The organism is Streptomyces sp. NPDC057307, assembly GCF_042667665.1.
Classification (GTDB): Bacteria; Actinomycetota; Actinomycetes; order Streptomycetales; family Streptomycetaceae; genus Streptomyces.
Genome location: NZ_JBHUZM010000122.1, coordinates 3337 through 23085, shown reverse-complemented (window position 1 = coordinate 23085; position 19749 = coordinate 3337). Strand labels below are relative to the sequence as shown.

19 protein-coding genes and 1 riboswitch are annotated in these 19749 nt (G+C 71.5%); of the genes, 10 read left to right on the top strand and 9 right to left on the bottom strand.

Going from position 1 to position 19749, the window contains the following annotated elements:
• Positions 1-79 precede the first annotated feature (79 nt).
• Entirely contained in the window at positions 80-826 is a 747-nt protein-coding gene (locus ACFUN8_RS29730) for an endonuclease/exonuclease/phosphatase family protein (RefSeq protein ID WP_383644157.1), read from the top strand.
• A 157-nt stretch (positions 827-983) separates the two neighbouring features.
• Here ACFUN8_RS29730 and ACFUN8_RS29725 read toward each other — a convergent pair whose 3' ends face one another.
• Together ACFUN8_RS29725 and ACFUN8_RS29720 are read right to left on the bottom strand one after the other, a co-directional pair.
• Positions 984-1706, bottom strand: coding sequence for a hypothetical protein (locus ACFUN8_RS29725; RefSeq protein ID WP_383644154.1), 723 nt, complete (start codon positions 1704-1706; stop codon positions 984-986).
• The gene (locus tag ACFUN8_RS29720; protein ID WP_383644151.1) at positions 1699-2478 is read right to left on the bottom strand and encodes an alpha/beta hydrolase; all 780 of its coding nucleotides are present in this window, start codon (positions 2476-2478) and stop codon (positions 1699-1701) included. Before ACFUN8_RS29720 ends, ACFUN8_RS29725 begins: the two co-directional genes overlap by 8 nt.
• 145 nt (positions 2479-2623) lie before the next feature.
• Here ACFUN8_RS29720 and ACFUN8_RS29715 point away from each other — a divergent pair, with 145 nt between their 5' ends.
• The 4 genes from ACFUN8_RS29715 to ACFUN8_RS29700 all read left to right on the top strand — a co-directional run bounded on the left by ACFUN8_RS29715 (position 2624) and on the right by ACFUN8_RS29700 (position 6585).
• Entirely contained in the window at positions 2624-3373 is a 750-nt protein-coding gene (locus tag ACFUN8_RS29715; protein ID WP_383644148.1) for a lysophospholipid acyltransferase family protein, read from the top strand.
• A 68-nt stretch (positions 3374-3441) separates the two neighbouring features.
• The gene (macS, locus tag ACFUN8_RS29710; protein WP_383644144.1) at positions 3442-4704 is read left to right on the top strand and encodes a MacS family sensor histidine kinase; all 1263 of its coding nucleotides are present in this window, start codon (positions 3442-3444) and stop codon (positions 4702-4704) included.
• A 62-nt stretch (positions 4705-4766) separates the two neighbouring features.
• The gene (locus tag ACFUN8_RS29705) at positions 4767-5411 is read left to right on the top strand and encodes a response regulator (protein ID WP_383644163.1); all 645 of its coding nucleotides are present in this window, start codon (positions 4767-4769) and stop codon (positions 5409-5411) included.
• Between the two features lie 145 nt (positions 5412-5556).
• On the top strand, positions 5557-6585 hold the full coding sequence (locus ACFUN8_RS29700; protein ID WP_383644141.1) for a 6-phosphofructokinase: 1029 nt from the start codon (positions 5557-5559) through the stop codon (positions 6583-6585).
• A 313-nt stretch (positions 6586-6898) separates the two neighbouring features.
• On the opposite strand, the gene ACFUN8_RS29695 is transcribed toward ACFUN8_RS29700, so the two are convergent.
• Positions 6899-8842, bottom strand: a complete 1944-nt coding sequence (locus ACFUN8_RS29695) for an anthranilate synthase family protein (RefSeq protein ID WP_383644138.1) — start codon at positions 8840-8842, stop codon at positions 6899-6901.
• 293 nt (positions 8843-9135) lie between these two features.
• On the opposite strand from ACFUN8_RS29695, the gene ACFUN8_RS29690 reads away from it, so the two are divergent.
• Together ACFUN8_RS29690 and ACFUN8_RS29685 are read left to right on the top strand one after the other, a co-directional pair.
• A complete protein-coding gene (locus ACFUN8_RS29690) occupies positions 9136-10491 on the top strand; it encodes a class II 3-deoxy-7-phosphoheptulonate synthase (protein WP_382572236.1) in 1356 nt (451 codons plus the stop codon).
• Positions 10492-10670: 179 nt separating this feature from the next.
• Entirely contained in the window at positions 10671-11006 is a 336-nt protein-coding gene (locus ACFUN8_RS29685) for a bacterioferritin-associated ferredoxin (RefSeq protein ID WP_383644134.1), read from the top strand.
• Between the two features lie 45 nt (positions 11007-11051).
• On the opposite strand, the gene bfr is transcribed toward ACFUN8_RS29685, so the two are convergent.
• Complete coding sequence (gene bfr / locus ACFUN8_RS29680; protein WP_383644131.1) at positions 11052-11531, bottom strand: bacterioferritin; 480 nt, start codon at positions 11529-11531, stop codon at positions 11052-11054.
• Between the two features lie 154 nt (positions 11532-11685).
• Between bfr and ACFUN8_RS29675 the strand changes: the two genes are divergently transcribed.
• The gene (locus tag ACFUN8_RS29675) at positions 11686-12318 is read left to right on the top strand and encodes a sulfite oxidase-like oxidoreductase (RefSeq protein WP_383644128.1); all 633 of its coding nucleotides are present in this window, start codon (positions 11686-11688) and stop codon (positions 12316-12318) included.
• 13 nt (positions 12319-12331) lie between these two features.
• Here ACFUN8_RS29675 and ACFUN8_RS29670 read toward each other — a convergent pair whose 3' ends face one another.
• The 5 genes from ACFUN8_RS29670 to thiO form a co-directional block, all read right to left on the bottom strand.
• On the bottom strand, positions 12332-13213 hold the full coding sequence (locus ACFUN8_RS29670; RefSeq protein WP_383644125.1) for a deoxyribonuclease IV: 882 nt from the start codon (positions 13211-13213) through the stop codon (positions 12332-12334).
• Between the two features lie 3 nt (positions 13214-13216).
• Positions 13217-15412 (bottom strand): PASTA domain-containing protein, encoded by a 2196-nt coding sequence (locus ACFUN8_RS29665; RefSeq protein WP_383644122.1) that lies wholly within the window; start codon positions 15410-15412, stop codon positions 13217-13219.
• Between the two features lie 131 nt (positions 15413-15543).
• Positions 15544-16338, bottom strand: a complete 795-nt coding sequence (locus tag ACFUN8_RS29660; RefSeq protein ID WP_383644119.1) for a thiazole synthase — start codon at positions 16336-16338, stop codon at positions 15544-15546.
• A 5-nt stretch (positions 16339-16343) separates the two neighbouring features.
• Positions 16344-16580, bottom strand: coding sequence for a sulfur carrier protein ThiS (gene thiS / locus ACFUN8_RS29655; RefSeq protein ID WP_383644116.1), 237 nt, complete (start codon positions 16578-16580; stop codon positions 16344-16346).
• Positions 16577-17782 (bottom strand): glycine oxidase ThiO, encoded by a 1206-nt coding sequence (gene thiO, locus ACFUN8_RS29650; protein WP_383644113.1) that lies wholly within the window; start codon positions 17780-17782, stop codon positions 16577-16579. Before thiO ends, thiS begins: the two co-directional genes overlap by 4 nt.
• Positions 17779-17893: riboswitch (TPP riboswitch) on the bottom strand. It overlaps the preceding gene by 4 nt.
• A gap of 164 nt (positions 17894-18057) precedes the next feature.
• On the opposite strand from thiO, the gene ACFUN8_RS29645 reads away from it, so the two are divergent.
• Positions 18058-19221: an NAD(P)/FAD-dependent oxidoreductase gene (locus tag ACFUN8_RS29645; protein WP_383644160.1), complete on the top strand. Its 1164-nt coding sequence runs from the start codon at positions 18058-18060 to the stop codon at positions 19219-19221.
• A 46-nt stretch (positions 19222-19267) separates the two neighbouring features.
• Complete coding sequence (locus ACFUN8_RS29640) at positions 19268-19633, top strand: Rv2175c family DNA-binding protein (protein ID WP_383644110.1); 366 nt, start codon at positions 19268-19270, stop codon at positions 19631-19633.
• The last annotated feature ends 116 nt before the right edge of the window (positions 19634-19749 follow it).

Below are 19749 nucleotides of genomic sequence, written 5' to 3'. Positions count from 1 at the left end.
CCCCTCAAGGGCGCGGCGGGCGTTGGCCTATCGTGGACCGGTGACGACTCCGGTGAGTGGACAGGGTGGACCCGTCCCCATGATTTCGCTGCCCGACTCCCGTACCGAGCCCGACGGTTCGGCCGTGATCCGGGTGCTCAGCTACAACATCCGCTCCATGCGCGACGACTGCGAGGCGCTGGCCCGGGTGATCCGGGCCTGTGAGCCCGATCTGGTCCTCGCCCAGGAGGCACCGCGCTTCTTCCGCTGGCGCAAGCGCGCCGCGTGGCTGGCCGCCCGGACCGATCTCGTCGTCCTCAGCGGCGGCGGCACCGCCGCGGGCCCGCTGCTGCTGTGCTCGCTGCGCGCGACCGTGGAGCGTACGGAGGACGTACTGCTGCCGCTCACACCGGGACTGCACCGGCGCGGTTTCGCCACGGCCGTCGTACGGATCGGCGGCGCCCGCGTCGGGCTGCTCAGCTGCCATCTCAGCCTGCGGGCCGACGAGCGCCTCGCCCAGGCGGGGATGCTGCTCGACCGGGTCCGGGCGATGGACGTGCCGCACACGATCGTGGCGGGCGATCTCAACGACCGGCCGCAGGGGCGTTCGTTCCGGCGGATCGCGGGGGAGCTTCGGGACGCCTGGGCGGTCAAGCCGTGGGGGAGCGAGTACACCTCGACACCCGCCGATCCGCACCAGCGCATCGACGCGATCTTCACGACCGAGGGTGTCGAAGTGCTGGGCTGCGGAGTGCCGTTGGGCCTGCCGGGCGTCGAGCCGGGCGACCTGCGGGCGGCGACGGACCACCTTCCGGTGCTGGCCGCCCTGCGGGTGCCCGCGTCGTGAACCACCGCTCCCGAAAGGGAGCTTGACCCCGCGTCGGATCCGACGCGGGGTCAGGATGGGCGCCCTGGACGGGACGCGAGCCGTGTCAGGACTGGCGCCGCGTCAGGGCGGACACGGAGCTGTGTACGGGACAGACGCAGGTCAGGACGTGCGCCGGTCAGACGACCGCGCCGCGGCCCGGATCGTCCCCCTCGTCGTCGTCATGCTGCATGCGCGCCACCAGCGTGGCGAAACCGCCCAGGAAGCCGCCGATACAGACCGTCGTCAGCCACCAGGTCATCTCCCACTGGAACAGCACGGCGAGGAGCATGAGCACCGGGCCGCCGATCACCGCGAGCCAGGCGAACTTGGCCGTGACATCGGCCTCGGGCAGCGGCGGCGGCTCGGGCGGTACGAAGTGGCCCTCGTCGCTGTCGTCGAGGTCGTCGTCCTTGGGCTCCGCCACCGAGTAGTCGCGCGGCCCGCCGTCGGCCACGCCGGGCGCGAAGACGATCGAGCTGCCGAGCGAGGGCTTGTCGGGCTTGGCGTCCGGCTCACGCGCGGGCTCGGGCACCGGCGCGGGTGCCACGGCCGATTCGGCGTCGGCCCCGGCCGTGTCCGGCTTGGTGCCGGCGGCGGTGTCCGGCTTCGTGTCCGGCCCGGCGTCCGACCGGTTCACCGGCCCCAGGTCCGCCTTCGTGGTCCCGGACCCCTTGTCCTTGGGGGTCGCGGGCTCGCTGCTGTTCCGGTCGCTCTCCAGGAGCGCCAGGTCCTCGACCGACTTGAAGGGCTTGGCACCCGGCGGATCGGCCGGCTCCTCCCCGTACCCCGCGACGATCGCCGCCCACGCGGCGTCCTCGTCGATCGGCTGCGGCTCGCGGTCCGCGTCATGCTCAGCCACCGGTTGTGCTCCCCTTCTTCCCGACGTTCGGAGCGAGTCGGCCGATGAACGCGTGACTCTCCTCGAAAATCCGCTCCGCATCGTGGTCCAACGTCGCCACGTGGTAGCTCTGTTCCAGGACGACCTCCCGGATGTCGGTCGACGACACCCGGCCGAGGATCCGCGCCGAGTCGGCCGGGGGCACGACATGGTCACGCGGGCTGCGCATCAGCAGCAGCGGCTGGGTGACCTGGGGCAGCTCCCCGTCCACCAGCCGGAAGAAATTCCGCAGCGAGTGCGCCGCGTGCAGCGGGACCCGGTCGTAACCGACCTCCTCGCTGCCCTCCAGCGCGATGTCGCTGCGCAGGCCGTTCGTCGTCCGGACGAGATGACGGGCGAGCGGCAGGGCGTACGCCGAAAGGCCGTGCACCTTGTTTCCCGGGTTGACGACGGCGACGCCGCTGACCGCGTGCCCGTGCTTGGCGGCGAGCCGCAGCGCCAGCGTCCCGCCCATGGAGAGACCGAAGACGAAGACCCGCTCGCACCGCTCGCCCAGCTCCCGCAGCGCCCGGTCCACCTCCGCGTACCAGTCCTGCCAGCCGGTGATCTGCATGTCCTCCCAGCGGGTGCCGTGCCCGGGGAGCAGCGGCAGCGACACGGTGAGGTCCCGGGCGGCCAGATACTCGGCCCACGGGCGCAGCGACTGCGGGGAACCGGTGAATCCGTGGCAGAGGAGGACGCCGACCTCTCCGCCCTCGTGGCGGTACGGCTCGGCTCCAGGAAGGACCGGCACAGGGTCTCCTGTTCGTGAGTCTGGGAGTGGTACTTCACCGTACGCGACCGGACCGACACCGACCAGAGCCGTCGGCGCCCCAGGACGGAACCCGCGCGCCCCCCGCGGGTTAAGGTCGGTCGACAGCACACAGGAGGCACCCGAGTTGATCTACGGCGCGATGAAGTTCTCCATCGGAGGCTCGCTCAAGCTTGCTTTCCGGCCCTGGGTGGAGGGCATCGAGAACATTCCCGACGAGGGGCCGGCGATCCTCGCGAGCAACCATCTCTCCTTCTCGGACTCGTTCTTCCTCCCGGCCGTCCTGACCCGGAAGGTCACCTTCATCGCCAAGGCGGAGTACTTCACCTCGCCGGGTGTGAAGGGGCGGCTCACGGCCGCGTTCTTCAAGGGTGTCGGCCAGTTGCCGGTCGACCGCTCCGGCGGGCGCGGCGCGGGCGAGGCGGCCATCAAGAGCGGCATGGCGGTACTGGAGAGCGGTGAACTCTTCGGCATCTACCCGGAGGGCACGCGCTCGCCCGACGGCCGGCTCTACCGGGGCAAGCCCGGCGGCCTCGCGCGCGTGGCGCTCGCCACCGGCGCGCCCGTGATCCCGGTCGCCATGATCGACACGGAGAAGATCCAGCCGCCGGGGACGGTGGTGCCGAAGCTGATGCGGCCGGGGATCAGGATCGGCAAGCCGCTCAACTTCAGCCGCTACCAAGGCATGGAGGGCGACCGCTTCATCCTGCGTTCGCTGACCGACGAGGTCATGTACGAGATCATGAAGCTCTCCGGCCAGGAGTACGTCGACATCTACGCGACGGCGGCCAAGCGCAAGATCGCCGAAGAGGCGAAGGCGGAGAAGGCGAAGGCCGAGAAGGCGGAGAAAGCGGAGAAGACCGGGAAGACGGGCTGATCAGGTCCGTCCGGCGAGCGGCGCCCGGGAGGAATCCGTGAATCAGGGAGTACCAGGGAGGGGGACACGTGGCCGGACGTGAACGGGTCGTACGGATGTCGGTCGAGCAGCCGCTGTGGCGCGCGCTCACCGCGTACCGCCTGCTGACCATGGTCTACGCGGTCCTCATCGCCGCCTTCGCGCGCGACAAGTTCGAACGCCCCTGGGTCGCGGCCACGTACCTCGCCGTCGTCGTCGTGTGGACGGTCGCCACGCTGCCCAAGGTGGCCAACGCCGTCAGCTGCACCAAGCGCTTCCTCGGCGTCGACCTCACCCTCGCCCTCGCCGGCGTCCTGCTCACCCCGGTGGCCGACGTACAGGCGCGGTACGAGGACGGCCCCACCCTGCCGAGCATATGGACCGCGGGCGCCGTCCTCGCCTTCGCCGTCAAGGGCGGCTGGCGCTGGGCGGCCTTCGCCTCCTCGCTGGTCGCCGTCGCCAACCTGGTCGGGCGCGGCAACCCCAGCCGGGACACCCTGCACAACGTGCTGCTGGTGTGGGTGGCGTCCATCGCGATCGGCTACATCGTGGAGGTCGCCCGCGCCTCCGAACGCACCCTGGCGCGCGCCCTGGAGATCGAGGCGGCCACCCGGGAACGCGAGCGCCTGGCGCGCGACATCCACGACAGCGTGCTCCAGGTCCTGGCGATGGTGCAGCGGCGCGGTACGGCCCTCGGCGGCGAGGCGGCGGAGCTGGGCCGGATGGCCGGGGAGCAGGAGGTCGCCCTGCGGACACTCGTCTCCAGCGGTCTCGTGCCGACCACGCGCGCCTCCGAGGACGCCTCGCTGGGGGCGGTGGTGCGCACGATCGACGACGCGGAGTACGAGGGTGGAAGCGACGCCGGGAGCGACGGCGAGGGCGTCGGCGGGGCCGAGTTGTGGGATCTGCGTACGCTGCTGGCGCCGCTCGCCGGCTCCGCGGTGACGCTCGCCGAGCCGGGCGCCCCCGTCCTGCTCCGGCCCCCGGCCGCCAGGGAGCTGGCCGCCGCCGTGAACGCCGCCCTGGACAATGTCCGCAAGCACGCCGGTGACGGCGCGCGGTCCTGGATCCTGGTCGAGGACTCGCCGGACGAGGTGATCGTGACGGTCAGGGACGACGGCCCCGGCATCCCGGAGGGCCGGCTGGCGCAGGCCGAGGGGGAGGGGCGGCTCGGTGTCGCCCTGTCGATCCGGGGGCGGTTGCGGGAGCTGGGCGGTACGGCCGAGCTGATCTCGGTCCCGGGCCAGGGCACGGAGGTCGAGTTGAAGGTTCCACGGGTTTCACCGGTTCCACGGGGGAAGGCGGAGCGATGAGCGAGCAGACGCGGAAGAACGAGGGCGACACGGCCGGCGCCGTGGCCGGTCCGACACGAGTGATGGTCGTGGACGACCACCCCATGTGGCGCGACGCGGTCGCCCGCGACCTGGCCGAGGCCGGCTTCGAGGTCGTGGCGACAGCCGGTGACGGCCCCCAGGCGGTGCGCCGGGCGACCGCCACCACCCCGGACGTGATCGTCCTCGACCTCAACCTGCCCGGCATGCCCGGCGTCCAGGTCTGCAAGGAACTCGTCGGCTCCCAGCCCGGCCTGCGGGTCCTGGTCCTCTCGGCGAGCGGCGAGCACGCCGACGTACTGGAAGCGGTGAAGTCGGGTGCCACCGGCTATCTGCTGAAGTCGGCCAGTACGGCCGAACTGACCGACGCCGTACGGCGCACCGCCGTCGGCGACCCGGTCTTCACCCCCGGACTCGCCGGCCTGGTCCTCGGCGAGTACCGCAGGCTCGCCTCCGAGCCCGCGCCCGTGGCGTCCGACGACCCCAAGGTGCCGCAGCTGACCGAGCGCGAGACCGAGGTGCTGCGCCTGGTCGCCAAGGGGCTCTCGTACAAGCAGATCGCCGAGCGCCTGGTCATCTCGCACCGCACGGTGCAGAACCACGTACAGAACACCCTCGGCAAGCTCCAGCTCCACAACCGCGTTGAGCTGGTGCGGTACGCGATCGAGCGCGGCCTCGACGACGTGTGAACGCCCGCCCGGCCCGCCGCCGTCCCGCAACCACCTCCCGCCGCCCTCTGGTGCAACGGAAATGACCCTGCGCACCATGCCGGGGTGACCTGTGTCACTCAGGCGTGGCTCAGGTGCGTCACCGACGGCGAAGGGAAGTGTTTCCATGCGGGTCGGAGTATTGACCGGGGGCGGCGACTGCCCAGGGCTCAATGCGGTCATTCGAGGCATCGTGCGCAAAGGCGTCCAGGAGTACGGATACGAGTTCACCGGCTTCCGGGACGGCTGGCGCGGACCGCTGGAAGGCGACACCGTACGGCTCGACATCCCCACCGTGCGAGGCATCCTGCCCCGCGGCGGCACCATCCTCGGATCCTCGCGCACCAATCCGCTCAAGGAGTCGGACGGCATCCGCCGGATCAAGGAGAACCTCGCGAGCAGCGAGGTCGACGCTCTCGTCGTGATCGGCGGCGAGGACACCCTGGGCGTGGCGGCCCAGCTCTCCGACATACACGGTGTGCCCTGTGTGGGCGTGCCCAAGACCATTGACAACGACCTTTCGGCGACCGACTACACCTTCGGGTTCGACACGGCGGTCGGCATCGCGACGGAGGCGATCGACCGCCTCCACACCACCGCCGAGTCGCACATGCGCGTCCTCGTCTGCGAGGTGATGGGGCGGCACGCGGGCTGGATCGCCCTGCACTCGGGCCTCGCGGGCGGCGCGAACGTCATCCTCATCCCGGAGCAGCGCTTCGACGTCGACCAGGTCTGCGCCTGGGTGACGTCGCGTTTCAAGGCGTCTTACGCGCCGATAGTCGTCATCGCCGAGGGCGCGATGCCCAAGGACGGCGAGGTGATCCTCAAGGACGGGACGCTGGACTCCTTCGGCCATGTCCGGCTGTCGGGCGTCGGCGAGTGGCTGGCCAAGGAGATCGAGAAGCGCACCGGCAAGGAGGCACGGACCACGGTCCTCGGCCATGTGCAGCGCGGCGGCACGCCGAGCGCGTTCGACCGCTGGCTGGCCACGCGATTCGGGCTGCACGCGATCGAGGCCGTGCGGGACGGCGACTTCGGCAAGATGGTCGCCCTGCGCGGCACGGACATCGTGCGGGTCTCGATCTCCGAGGCGATAGCGGAACTCAAGACCGTCCAGCCGGAGCTTTACGAAGAGGTCGGCGTCTTCTTCGGCTGACCGCTCGGCGCGCGGTGCCTTTCACCCGCCGGACGGGCCGAGACCGGCCCGTCCGGCGCTGCGGGACGTCCCTGGGCCGTGTCCGCGAAGTCCCGCCTGGCCTGCGGCGGCTGGACGGCACCTCTCCCCCGTAGGCCCCAGGGGGCCACGGGAGGTGCCCCCCCGCGTTGTCGGAATCGACCGAATACGGCCGGTCCATCCACAACGCCGATCCTCCGCCTTGCGACGCACCGCACCGACGAGACATCAGCCGCTCCGCGGCGGGGCGCGCGCCCCGCCCTACGGGCGGACGGCGCTACTTCGCGAACACGCCCTAGACCTCCGGTACGCCCTCCCGCCGGCGCTCCGACCCACTCCCGCGCATCGCGCCCGCGACGAGACCGGCGACGATCTCCGGGCCGCGCAGAGTCAGTACGGACTCCGGGTGGAACTGCACCCCGGCGAAGCCCGGTCCCCGCAGCGCGTGCACCTCACCCGCGCCGTCCCGGCCCACCTCGATCCCCCGAGCCCCCAGCTCCGCCGCCTCGGCGTCGTCGCAGCGGGCCGTGAAGCTGTTGTAGAAGCCGACGGTCTCCGTCCTGCCGAAGAGCTCGATCCGGGTCTGCGCGCCCTGATACGGCAGCCGCTTGCGCGCCGTCCTGAGACCCAGCTCCGCCGCGATGAGTTCGTTGCCGAGGCAGACGCCCAGCAGCCCGTCCCGGTGTTCACGCAGCAGTACGGAGGTCAGCGCCCGCAGCGTCCGCATCCGGGGATCGCCGGCGTCCGACGGATCGCCCGGCCCCGGGCCGAGCACCACCGGCCCCCGGTGCGCGAGCACCGCCTCCTCACGGAGGCCCGGTTCGTCGTACCGCCGCACCGTCACCTCCAGGCCCGCCGACCGCAGCAGGTGCGCGAGCATCGCCGTGAAGGTGTCCTCGCTGTCGATGACCAGCGCGTGGCCCGTCAGCGACGCCGACCGCTCCCGCATCTTCAGCCAGAACGGCGCCAGCTGGGCCCGCCGCGAGTCCAGCGCTGCCCGGACCCGCGGGTCGTCGGCGAGCAACCTCCGTACGGAGGCGCCGCCCGGCCGCCCGGTGCGCACCCCCAGCGCCGTGAGCACCCCCGCGGCCTTGGCATGGGTCTCGGCGACCTCGCCCGCCGGGTCGGAGTGCCGTACGAGCGTCGCCCCCACCGGCACCCGCAGCCCGCCGTCGGCGTCGATGTCGGCCGTCCGGATCAGGATGGGCGAGTCGAGGGTCTGTGCCCCGCCCGCGTCCCGGCCGACGAGGGCCAGCGCGCCGGCGTAGTAGCCGCGCCCGACACCGTCCGGCCCCGGCGGCTCGTACCGCGCGATGACGCGGCAGGCGTTCTGCACCGGCGATCCCGTGACGGTCGCGGCGAACATCGTCTCCCGCAGCACGTCGCGGACGTCGAGCGAGCTGCGCCCCCTCAACTCGTACTCCGTGTGCGCGAGATGGGCCATCTCCTTGAGACGGGGGCCGATCACCACCCCGCCCATGTCACCGACGGTGCACATCATCTTGAGTTCCTCGTCGACGACCATCGACAGCTCGTCGGTCTCCTTGCGGTCGTCGAGGAATTCCAGCAGCGCCTCGGTGGTCGGCCCCTCGGGCGGATAGCGGAACGTGCCGCTGATGGGATTCATCACGACCGTGCCCCCGCTCATCCGCACATGCACCTCGGGACTCGCCCCGACCAGAGTCCTCTCTCCGGTGTGCACCACATAGGTCCAGTACGCGCCCCGCTCGCCGGCCAGCAGCCGCCGGAAGAGCGCGAGCGCGTCGGCGCGCCCGAAGCCGGGGATCCGGCCCTCGAAGGTCCGGCGGATGACGAAGTTGGCGCCCTCGCCGCGGCCGATCTCGTCCTCGACGACGCGCCGGACGATCTCCGCGTACCGCTCGTCGTCGATGTCGAAGGCGCCGTCCTCGACCCGGACCCGGTGCGCGGGCAGAGATGTGAGGACGTCGGCGAGCGGCAGCTCGTACGTCTCGTCGGCGACCAGCACCGACAGGGGCGTGCCGTCGTCGTGCGCCTCGAAGCCGCGCTCCCGGATCTGCCGGAACGGCACGAGCGCGAGCGAGGGGCGCTCGTCGTCGGCGGGGATGTCGGCCAGCCGCGTCGCCTCGTGCACGTCGCCGACGAGCAGTTCCACCAGGTCGTGGTCCCGCCCCGGTGTCCGGCGGCGCAGCAGGGCGAACGGCGGGCCGTCGTCGGCGAGGAGTCTCGTCAGGAGCCTGCTGGTCTCTGTGTCGCGCATACGGGGTGTGTCCCTTCCGGAGGAGAGGGAGGAACGGCCCCGATTCCCGGTCCGTGCCGGCCGACAGGCCGGGAAACACGGAAGGCCGCCCCTCGGGCGGCCTTGCGATTCGGTGTTGCGCGCGTGAATCAGCGGACCGCCGGATGTGCGGTCCACCACCAAGCCTGGTTCAGCTGCGCCAACATGCCGCGGAGCATAACCGACATCGGCCGCCCGTGGGACGACCCCGGACGGCCGTCTCAGTCACTGAGAGAGGGCATGGGCGGCTGCCGGGACCCCGTAATGTTGTCCGCGTGACCGTGAACGCTGACACCCGAGCACCCGCCGCACAGGCGACCTGGCGAGACCTCCCCGCGGCGCAGCAGCCCGAGTATCCCGATGCCGAGGCCCTGCGCGCCGCCGTCGCGGAGCTCGAAAGCTATCCGCCGCTCGTCTTCGCGGGTGAGTGCGACCAGATGCGCGCCCGGATGGGGGCCGTCGCCAAGGGCGAGGCGTTCCTGCTCCAGGGCGGCGACTGCGCCGAGGCCTTCGACGGCGTGTCCGCCGAGCAGATCCGCAGCAAGCTCAAGACCCTGCTCCAGATGGGCGCGGTCCTCACCTACGCGGCGTCGGTGCCGGTGGTGAAGGTGGGCAGGATCGCCGGCCAGTACTCGAAGCCGCGCTCCAAGCCCACCGAGACGCGCGACGGTGTGACGCTGCCCACCTACCGCGGCGACTCCGTCAACGGCTTCGCCTTCACCGAGGAGGCGAGGACCCCGGACCCCGAGCGTCTGAAGCGGATGTACAACGCGTCCGCCGCGACGCTCAACCTGGTCCGCGCCTTCACCACCGGTGGCTACGCGGACCTGCGCCAGGTGCACGCCTGGAACCAGGACTTCGTGAAGTCGTCCCCGTCCGGCCAGCGTTACGAGCGGCTCGCCCGCGAGATCGACAACGCGCTGAACTTCATGAAGGCGGCCGGCACCGACCCGGCGGAGTTCCGTACGGTCGAGTTCTTCTCCTCGCACGAGGCGCTGCTCCTCGACTACGAGTCGGCGCTGACCCGCGTCGACTCACGCACCGGCAAGCTGTACGACGTCTCCGGGCACATGGTCTGGATCGGTGAGCGCACCCGTCAACTCGACGGCGCGCACATCGAGTTCGCCTCGAAGATCGCCAACCCGATCGGCATCAAGCTCGGCCCGACGACGACGGTGGACGACGCGCTCAGCTACATCGACCGGCTCGACCCCGAGCGCGAGCCCGGCCGGCTGACCTTCATCGTCCGGATGGGCGCCGACAAGGTCAGGGACAAGCTCCCCGAGCTGGTCGAGAAGGTCACCGCGTCCGGCGCGACCGTGGCGTGGGTGACCGACCCGATGCACGGCAACACCTTCGAGGCGGCGTCCGGCCACAAGACCCGCCGGTTCGACGACGTGCTCGACGAGGTCAAGGGCTTCTTCGAGGTCCACAAGGGCCTCGGCACGCACCCGGGCGGCATCCATGTCGAGCTGACCGGTGAGGACGTCACCGAGTGTGTGGGCGGCGGCGACGAGATCTTCGTCGATGACCTGCACCAGCGGTACGAGACGGCCTGCGACCCCCGGCTCAACCGCAGCCAGTCGCTCGATCTGGCCTTCCTGGTCGCGGAGATGTACCGCGCGCAGTAGGGCGTTGTCGTAGCCGCGTCGGGGACGCGGAGCAGTACGCACGGTGGGGCGCGGATCGCGATGTGATCCGCGCCCCACCCACGTATGGGGGACTGTCGCGCGCGCCGGACGACAGGTAAGGTTAGGTTTGCCTCACCGTTCGAAACGGGGCGGCGCCGACCGAACGATCCCGCCCGGAGGTGAACCGCGTGTACGTCTGCTCATGCTTCGGCATCACCGAGAAGCAGGTCAGGGAACACGCGGAGGCGGGTGCGTGCACCCCCCGCCAGATCGCCTCGGCCTCGAAGGCCGGCACGGACTGCGGTTCGTGCGTACGCAGCATCCAGTCGATCCTCGGCCGTGGCGGCTGCCCGCGCCGCGAACTGCTGGGGACGGCGGCCGTGGAGACCACGGTGGCGGAGACGGCGGTCGCGCAGTCGGCCCTCGTGCAGGCGGCTGCCGCGCAGTCCGCCGTCGTACGAGCGGCGGCCACGTCCGCGGGACGGGCCACGTCCGTGGGCCGGGAAGCCGCCTGACACACCGGTCCGCCGAGGCCCGTCCGTCAGCCCGCCGACCTACCGTCAGCTGTCCGGCTGCTCGATCAGCTGGGCGATGTACAGCGCCTCACCGAGCTTCTCGACCAGATCCAGCTGGGTGTCGAGATAGTCGATGTGGTGCTCCTCGTCCTTGAGGATCGACTCGAAGATCTTCGCCGAGGTGATGTCGCCCTTGGCCCGCATCACCTCGACACCGCGCCGCAGCCGGTCGATCGCCTCCACCTCGATCTGCCGGTCGGCGTTGAACATCTCGGTGACGGTCTGTCCCACACGTACATGGAAAAGCCGCTGATAATTCGGCAGACCGTCCAGGAAGAGAATCCGGTCGGTCAGGATCTCCGCGTGCTTCATTTCGTCGAACGACTCGGCCCGTGTGTACTTCGCGAGCTTCGTCCAACCGAAGTTCTCCTGCATTTTGGCATGCAGGAAGTACTGGTTGATCGCGGTCAATTCGGCGGTCAGCTGCTCATTGAGGAACTCGATGACCTCGGGGTCGCCCTGCATCGCAGAGGCTCCTTCCACACGGGGACTGGCCAGGATGCGCGCATCCTCGCACCGTGCCAGAAGGGCGTCCAGTAAGGCCCTACTTAGTAGCAGTTGCCGGAATCGGGCCGTACCTGGTCATGACCACCCTTCGCGGTCTGTCACCATGGAAGGCATGGGTCAGCCGGAAAGCCGGGAAGAGCGGGAGTCGGCGCAGTCCGGGCTCCCACCGGGGCAGCGGCTCCAACGGGGCTGGCCGGTCACCCATTACGGGCCTGTGCCCAAGTTCAAGCCGGACCGCTGGGAGTTCCGGGTCTTCGGCGCCACGGCCGACGGCGACAAGCGCTGCTGGAATCACGAGGAGTTCTCGGCGCTGCCGTTCTCGACAGTCGTCGCCGATCTGCATTGCGTGACAAAATTCAGCATGCTCGGGGCCGAATGGGGCGGCGTACTCGCCCGTACGCTCCTGGAACTGGCTCCGCCGGCACCGAGCGTCACCCATGTCATGGTCTGGGCCGAGTACGGATACAGCGCCAATATCCGGCTGGACGACTTCACATCGGAACGGTCCGTCTTCGCCACGCACAAAGGCGGCGAACTCCTCACCGCCGAACACGGATTTCCGCTGCGGCTCGTCGTGCCGCATCTGTACGCGTGGAAGGGCCCGAAATGGGTCCGGGGCGTGGAATACATGACCGCCGACCGCCGCGGCTTCTGGGAGGAGCGCGGCTATCACAACATCGGCGACCCCTGGGGCGAGCAGCGCTATTCGTACCAGGAGGGCCCCGGGGACGGCCCGGAGCTGTAGGGCCGGCTCCGCCTCAGGGCCGTCCGTCCTCGCGCAGCTTCTTCAGCAGGGCCACATCCGCCGCGTGCCCCTCCTTGCCGCCGGGCGTCTCGATCACCAACGGCACCCCCTCGGTCGCCGGATGCGAGAACAGCGCCCGGAACGGCGCCTCGCCGATATGACCCGCGCCGACGTTCACATGCCGGTCCTTGCGCGCGCCCGACACATCCTTGGAGTCGTTGGCGTGGATCAGCCTCAGCCTCCCCGGACCCACCGTTCCCACCAACTCGTCCAGCGTCCGGTGCGTCCCGCCGGGCGCGGCCAGATCGTGGCCCGCCGCGAAGATGTGGCACGTGTCGAGGCAGATGCCGAGTCTGGGATGCGAGTCGAGCGCGTCGAAATACGGACCGAAGTCCTCGGCCAGTGAGCAGAGCGAGGAGCCCTGCCCCGCTGTCGACTCCAGCAGCAGATACGGGTCGTCGTCGTGCGTCAGCTCGTCGAGGAGCGGCAGCATCCGCTCCCGTACCTGCGCCAGGGCCACCTCGCGCGGCCGTCCGCCGGTCGCCGAACCGGTGTGCACGACGACGCCCAGGGCGCCGATCTCCCGGCCCCGGCGGAGGCTGTGCCGCAGCGAGTCCACGGACCGCTCGGCCGTCTCCGGCGTGTGGGAGCCGAAATTGATCAGATACGGCGCGTGGATGTACGCCGACAGGCCCTCGGCGGCGCACTCCGTACGGAACTGCTCGTCCTGCGCCGGATTCCCGGCCGGTGTCGCCCAGCCCCGTGGATTGGCGACGAAGACCTGGACGGTCTCGGCGCCGATGTCACGCGCCCAGGCCAGCCCCACGCGGGCGAGGCCGCCCGCCACCGGAACATGGCCGCCGACGGGATTGCGCGGGCGGTCGGGGAGCGTCAAGCCTCAGATTCCCTTGGTCGTGATGGTGATGGTGCTGCCCTCGGCCGTCTTCTCGCCGCCGTCGACCGACTGCTTCGACACGGTGTCGTCCAGGAACGGGAAGCTCCGGTCGACCTCCACCTCGAAGCCCGCCGCCGTCAGCTCGGTCCTGGCGTCGTCTATCGACTTCCCCGTGACGTCCGGGACGGCGATCATCCGCGGGCCCTTGGAGATGGTCAGCGTGACGGTGTCGCCGCGGGCGAGCTTGCTGCCCTCCTTCGCCGACTGCTCGGCCACCGCTCCCGCCTCCTCGGGGGAGTTGACCCGCTCGGCCGCGATCTTCACGTCGAGTCCCGCGTCTTCGAGCGAGGCGGTCGCCTCCTCCTCGGACTGACCGGTCACGTCGGGCATATGGACCGGCCTGCCCTTGCTGACGACCAGCGCCACTCCGGCGTCGGGCCGCAGCTCCGTACCCGCCTTCGGCTGGGAGCGGATGACGGCGCCCTGGTCGGTCTCCTCGTCGAAGGACCGGGTGATGACGCCGGGCGCGAGGCCGACCTCGCTCAGGGCGTCCTTGGCGTGGGCCAGCGACTTGCCGGCCAGATCGGGGACCCGCACGATCTCCGGGCCGCGCGAGATGACGAGGGTCACCGAACCGTTGCCCCGGATCCGCGAGCGGGGCTCGGGGTCGGTGCGCATGACCGTGCCGCGCTCGAACGTCGCGCTGAAGTCCTTCTCGACCTTCGCGTCCAGCCCGGCGTCGCCCAGGCGCTTCTTCGCGACCTGCTCGGTCTGTCCGAGGAGCGAGGGGACGCGGGTGAACTGCCCCGAGTTGATGTACCAGACGCCGACGCCCACACCGAGCACCAGCAGCGCGGCCACCACGATCGTGAGAACGCCTCTGCGGGGTCTGCGGCCGGCACGCCCGCCCCGGCGGCGCGCCGGCGGCTGATGGGGCGGAGCGGGCGGCCCCGGCGGCGGCATCGTGAGCCGGCTGGTGCGGCGGACCCCGTCTCCCGAGGAGGCGGCCGACGGGCCGGGCGTATCCGACCCGTCGGAGGCCGCCTGGGGGCGGACCAGGCGCGGAATCACGCTCGTACGGTCGTCGGAGCCGTCGCCGAGACCGCTCGCGGAAGCGCTGTCGGAGGCGTCGTGCGAGGCGACGGAGGCGAGCGAGGCGTTACGGGAGTGTCCGGCCCCGCTGTCGGCGGTGCCGCCGTGGCTGTCCTGCGACGGCTCGGACGCGGTGCCGATGCCCGTGCGGCCGGCTCCCGCGCCGTGCGCGCCCGGCGCGCGGTCCTGCGGCCCGGCGTCGGCCGGGGCGGTCCTCGTGGAGGCCGCCGTGGCCTGCGGCGGCACCGCGTCCAACTGCGCGTCGTCGAGCGCCGCGCGCGTCCGGCGGGTCAGCGCTAGGAGCGCCACCGCGTCCTCGGGACGGATCTCCGGATTGCGGGCGGTGGCCGCCGCGACCAGTTCGTCCAGGTCGATCGCCATCCCGGGCACCGCGGCGGACGGCGCGGGCACGTCCTCGTTCAGATGCAGGTACAGCACCTGGGCGGGGGTGTCGCCGCCGTGCGGCTTGGCGCCGGTCAGCATCTCGTGCAGGACGACACCGCACGCGTACACGTCGACGCGGGTGTCGGACGTGCCGTACTCGATCTGCTCCGGTGCCAGATACGAGACCGTGCCGAGGATCGTGCCCGTGGTGTTCGTGACCGAGCCGACGGCCCGTACGAGACCGAAGTCGGCGACCTTCACCCGGCCGTCGTCCCCTATCAACACGTTCTCCGGCTTGATGTCCCGGTGGATGAAGCCGGCCCGGTGGGCCGCGCCCAGCGCGGCCAGCATCGGCTCCAGGATGTCGAGCGCGGCACGCGGCTGGAGAGCGCCCCGCTCGCGCAGGACGTCCCGCAGCGTGCAGCCCTCGACGTACTCCATCGCCAGATAGACGTACGCGCCCTCGGCGCCCTGGTCGAAGACCCCGACCACGTTCGGATGCGCCAGCCGCGCCACGGACTTCGCCTCGCGGATGAAACGCTCCACGAAGACGGCGTCCGTCGCCAGGGCCGGGTGCATCACCTTCAGGGCCAGGACCCGGTCCAGCCGGGTGTCCACGGCCCGGTAGACCGTCGCCATGCCGCCGACGGCGATGCGCGCGTCGACGCGGTAACGGCCGTCGAGCACTTGCCCGACGAGAGGGTCCTTGAGCGTCGTATCCACCCGGCCGAGTCTACGAGCCGCCACCGACACTCCCGCAGCCCCGGGTCAGGCCTGACACGCCACTGGGGCCGTCTTGTGACAGCACACACACCACATCGCGGCAATCGGTCCCCGGCCCCCCGGGACCGCCGTCAGAACGCCGGCCGCTCCGGGTCCAGCCGCGCCAGCCCCTCCGTCGGGGACGAGGCATCGGCGAAGTGCCTGCGCGGGATGCGGCCCGCGCGGTGGGCCAGCCGGCCCGCCTCGACCGCGTGCCGCATCGCCTCGGCCATCAGGACGGGCTCCTGGGCGCGGGTGACCGCCGACGCCAGCATGACGGCCGCGCAGCCCAGCTCCATGGCGAGCGCGGCGTCCGACGCCGTACCGGCCCCCGCGTCCAGGATGACCGGCACGCGCGCGTGCTCGGTGATCAGCTGGAAGTTGTGCGGGTTACGGATCCCCAGACCCGACCCGATCGGGGAACCGAGCGGCATGATCGCCGCGCAGCCCACGTCCTCCAGCTTCCTGGCCAGCACCGGATCGTCGTTCGTGTACGGCAGGACGGTGAAGCCGTCGTCCACCAACGTCTCGGCGGCGTCGAGCAGTTCGATCGGGTCCGGCAGCAACGTCCGTTCGTCGGCCACCACTTCGAGCTTGATCCAGTCGGTGCCCAGCGCCTCCCGCGCCAGACGGGCGGTGAGGACGGCCTCGCCCGCGGTGAAACAGCCCGCCGTGTTCGGCAGGACCCGGATGCCCAGCCGGTCGAGCACGGACAGGACGGAGCCGTGCACGGTGGGGTCCAGCCGGCGCATGGCGACGGTGGTGAGTTCGGTGCCGGACGCGATCAGGGACCGTTCCAGTACGTCGAGGCTGGGCGCCCCGCCCGTACCCATGATGAGGCGGGAGTCGAGGACGGAGTCGCCGATGACGAGCCGGTCGTCGGACATCTGGCTCAGCCTCCTTGGACGGCGGTGAGGACTTCGACGCGGTCGCCGTCGGACAGGGTGGTGGCCGACCAGCGCCCGCGCGGGACGACGGTCTCGTTGAGCGCGGCGGCGACGCCCGACGGGGCGGGGGTGAGGGTCGCGACAAGGACATCGAGGGTGACGGGTCCGGCGAGGACGCGGGCCTCGCCGTTCACCGACACGGTCACGGATCCCCGCGCGGACGAAGGCGTGGTGTCGGTCATGCGTGCTGCTCCTGACCTACGGAGACGGCGGGGGAGAGGGCCGGCGACGAGCCGGACACGAAGCCGGGGGAGAAACGGCCCGGTGTGAAGGGCCGCGCGTCGTCGGGGAGTTCGCCTGTCGTGAGCACGGTCGCCATGACCTGACCGGTGACGGGCGTCAGCAGCACCCCGTTGCGGTGGTGCCCGGTCGCCAGATGGAGGCCCGGCAGGGCGGTCGGCCCGAGCAGCGGGGCGTTGTCCGGCGACGTCGGCCGCAGCCCGGCCCGCGTCTCGGTGAGCGGCAGTTCGGTGATGCCGGGAAGGAGTTCGTGGGCGTCGCGCAGCAGCTCGTACACCCCGCCCGCCGTCACCGTCGTGTCCCAGCCGAGTTCCTCGCTCGTGGCGCCCACGACCAGCTCGCCGTTCTCGCGCGGCACCAGATAGATGTGGCTGCCGCGGACCTCGGCCCGCAGCGTCCGGGACAGGAACGGCGCGTACGGGCGTGGCACCGTCAGCCGCAGGACCTGACCCTTCACGGGGCGAACCGGCGGCAGGACGTCGTCCGGCACGCCCGCGAGCTGCCCGCTGAGGCTGCCCCCGGCGATGACGACCTGGTCGGCGCCGAGTTCGGCGCCGCCGCGCACGGCGACCCCGGCGGCCCGGTCCCGGACCACCCGCAGGCGCTCCGCCCAGGCCCGGTGGAGGACCACTCCCGACCGCTCGCAGGCCGTCACGAGGGCGGCCGCGAGCCTGCGCGGGTCGATCTGATGGTCGCCGTCGACCCGCAGACCGCCACGCACTCCCGGGGCGAGCATCGGCTCCAGCCGCCGGCACTCGCGGCCGGTGAGCCACTCCGACTCCAGACCCGACCTCCTTTGGAGGGCGTGGAGTTCACGCAACTGTGCCCGGTCGTCGGTGTCGAGAGCGACCGCGAGCGTGCCGCAGACGCGATAGCCGGTGTCCTGGCCGGAGACCGACTCCAACTCGGTGACGAAGTCCGGATAGAGCCCCGCGGAGGCGATGTTCAGCCCCAGCAGGGTCTGTTCGCCGTGGTCGAGTTCGCTGACGGCGGCGAGCATTCCGGCGGCGACCTGCGCGGCGCCGCCGCCCGGCTCCGGATCGACGACGGTGACACCGAGCCCGCGCTGCGCCGCCCGCCAGGCCGTGACGAGGCCGATGATCCCGCCCCCGACGACGAGGACGTCGGTATGAGATGACCGCATGGGCGTCCAGCTCCTCCCTTCGCCGGCATGACCCGGATCAGGTTCGTACGGTCGGAGGCCGTGTCAGCTTCCCTCTCAGCCCGCTGCGTGCGGGCTCCCGCGAGGTGTGAAGTCTCTTGTTCGCTACTGCCGATAACTGCTTCGGAGGTCAGCGTAACCCCCTGTCCCCGCGCCCTGTAAGGGAGTCGTCGTCCCCGCCGGGTCCTTAAGGTGATCGGGTGAGCGAGCAGCGGAAGCAGACGGACGAGCGGCGCACCGTCGTCGTCGGCGCGGGTATGGCGGGTGTGCAGACCGCCGTGGCACTGCGCGAACTGGGCCACGACGGCCCCGTCACCCTCATCGGCGCCGAGCGGCACCAGCCCTACGACCGGCCCCCACTCTCGAAGGCCGTCCTCCTGGGGACGGCGGAGAGTTCGGCCTTCGACGTGGACTTCGAGGCGCTCTCCGTGGAACTGCGACTGGGTCTCGAAGTGACCGGCGTACGCCCCGGGGACCGGGAGTTGGACACGGAGGCGGGGCCGGTTCCGTACGACGTACTCGTCATCGCCACCGGCGCCGAGCCGATCACGCTGCCGGGCGCCGAGGGCGTGCCCGGTGTCCACCTGCTGCGCACCCTGGACGACGCCGCGCGGCTGCGCCCCGTCCTGGACGGCGGGCGGCACATCGTCGTGGTCGGCGCCGGCTGGATCGGCGCCGAGTTCACCACCGCGGCCAGGGAGGCCGACTGCGCGGTGACCGTCGTCGAGGCCGCCGGCCGTCCCCTCGCCGGCGCCCTGCCCGCCGAGGTCGCCACTCCGATGGCGCACTGGTACGCGGAGAGCGGCGCCGAACTCCTCACCCACGCGCGCGTGGCGGCCGTCGAACCCGGCAGGGTGCTCCTCACCGACGGCCGCGAGCTGGCGGCGGACGCGGTGGTCGTCGGTATCGGCGCCAGACCCGCCACGGCCTGGCTGGCGGGCTCCGGCATCGCGACCGGCCCCGAGGGCGCCGTCACCGCCGACGACCGGCTGCGCGCCTCACAGCCCGGCGTGTACGCGGTCGGGGACTGCGCCTCGTTCCCCTCGGCCCGCTACGGAGAGCGGCTGATGGTGCACCACTGGGACAACGCTCTCCAGGGGCCGCGCACCGTCGCCGCCGACATCGTCGGGGAGGCGCACGAGCCGTACGACCCGGTCCCGTACTTCTGGTCCGAGCAGTTCGGCCGCTTCGTGCAGTACGCGGGCCACCACGCCCACGCCGACACCCTGCTCCGGCGCGGCGACCCGGCGAGCGCCGCCTGGTCGGTCCTCTGGCTGCGTGAGGGGGTGCTGGTGGCGCTGCTGGCCGTCGGCAGACCGCGCGATCTCGCGCAGGGCCGCAAACTCGTCGCGGCGGGCGCCCGGATCGACACGGAGCGTGCCGCCGACCCCGCCGTACCGCTCAAACTGACAGCCCTCTGACCCGGCTCGGCTTCCGACTGTCAGTCCGGGATGGCAGGCTTGTCCTGTGACTGAGATTGACGCAAAGATCGATGCTCTCGTCCCTGCCTGGCTCCACCTGCCCGATATCGCCGAAATGCTCGATATCGAGGTGACGCGTGTACGCCAGCTCGTCAAGGACGGCACGCTGATCGCCGTGCGCCGCGGTGAGAACCGCGCGCTCCAGGTGCCGGCCGCCTTCATCGACGGCGACAAGGTGGTCAAGGGCCTCGCGGGGACCCTGACGCTCCTGAGGGACGACAGCTTCACCGACGAAGAGATGCTCGAATGGCTCTTCACTCCCGACCCGTCCCTGCCGGGCACGCCCGCGCAGGCCCTCAGCGAAAATCGCGGTACGGAGGTGAAGCGCCGCGCGCAGGCGCTCGCCGTCTGAGCCCGCCGTGCGCGGGCCGGGGCCTCCCCGGTCCGCGCCCCACCCACCCCCCACCCCGCAAAGACCGACAACCAGCTCCCTCCGCCGCGGGGGACCCCCCAGCCCGCACCGCCCGG

Excerpts from the sequence above, each read along its gene's own strand:
- ACFUN8_RS29730 (WP_383644157.1), top strand. The coding sequence starts at position 80 with ATGATTTCGCTGCCCGACTCCCGTACCGAGCCCGACGGTTCGGCCGTG.
- ACFUN8_RS29705 (WP_383644163.1), top strand. The coding sequence starts at position 4,767 with ATGGTCGTGGACGACCACCCCATGTGGCGCGACGCGGTCGCCCGCGAC.
- ACFUN8_RS29700 (WP_383644141.1), top strand. The coding sequence starts at position 5,557 with ATGCGGGTCGGAGTATTGACCGGGGGCGGCGACTGCCCAGGGCTCAAT.
- ACFUN8_RS29695 (WP_383644138.1), bottom strand. The coding sequence starts at position 8,842 with ATGCGCGACACAGAGACCAGCAGGCTCCTGACGAGACTCCTCGCCGAC.
- bfr (WP_383644131.1), bottom strand. The coding sequence starts at position 11,531 with ATGCAGGGCGACCCCGAGGTCATCGAGTTCCTCAATGAGCAGCTGACC.
- ACFUN8_RS29675 (WP_383644128.1), top strand. The coding sequence starts at position 11,686 with ATGGGTCAGCCGGAAAGCCGGGAAGAGCGGGAGTCGGCGCAGTCCGGG.
- ACFUN8_RS29660 (WP_383644119.1), bottom strand. The coding sequence starts at position 16,338 with ATGTCCGACGACCGGCTCGTCATCGGCGACTCCGTCCTCGACTCCCGC.
- thiS (WP_383644116.1), bottom strand. The coding sequence starts at position 16,580 with ATGACCGACACCACGCCTTCGTCCGCGCGGGGATCCGTGACCGTGTCG.
- thiO (WP_383644113.1), bottom strand. The coding sequence starts at position 17,782 with ATGCGGTCATCTCATACCGACGTCCTCGTCGTCGGGGGCGGGATCATC.
- ACFUN8_RS29645 (WP_383644160.1), top strand. The coding sequence starts at position 18,058 with ATGGCGGGTGTGCAGACCGCCGTGGCACTGCGCGAACTGGGCCACGAC.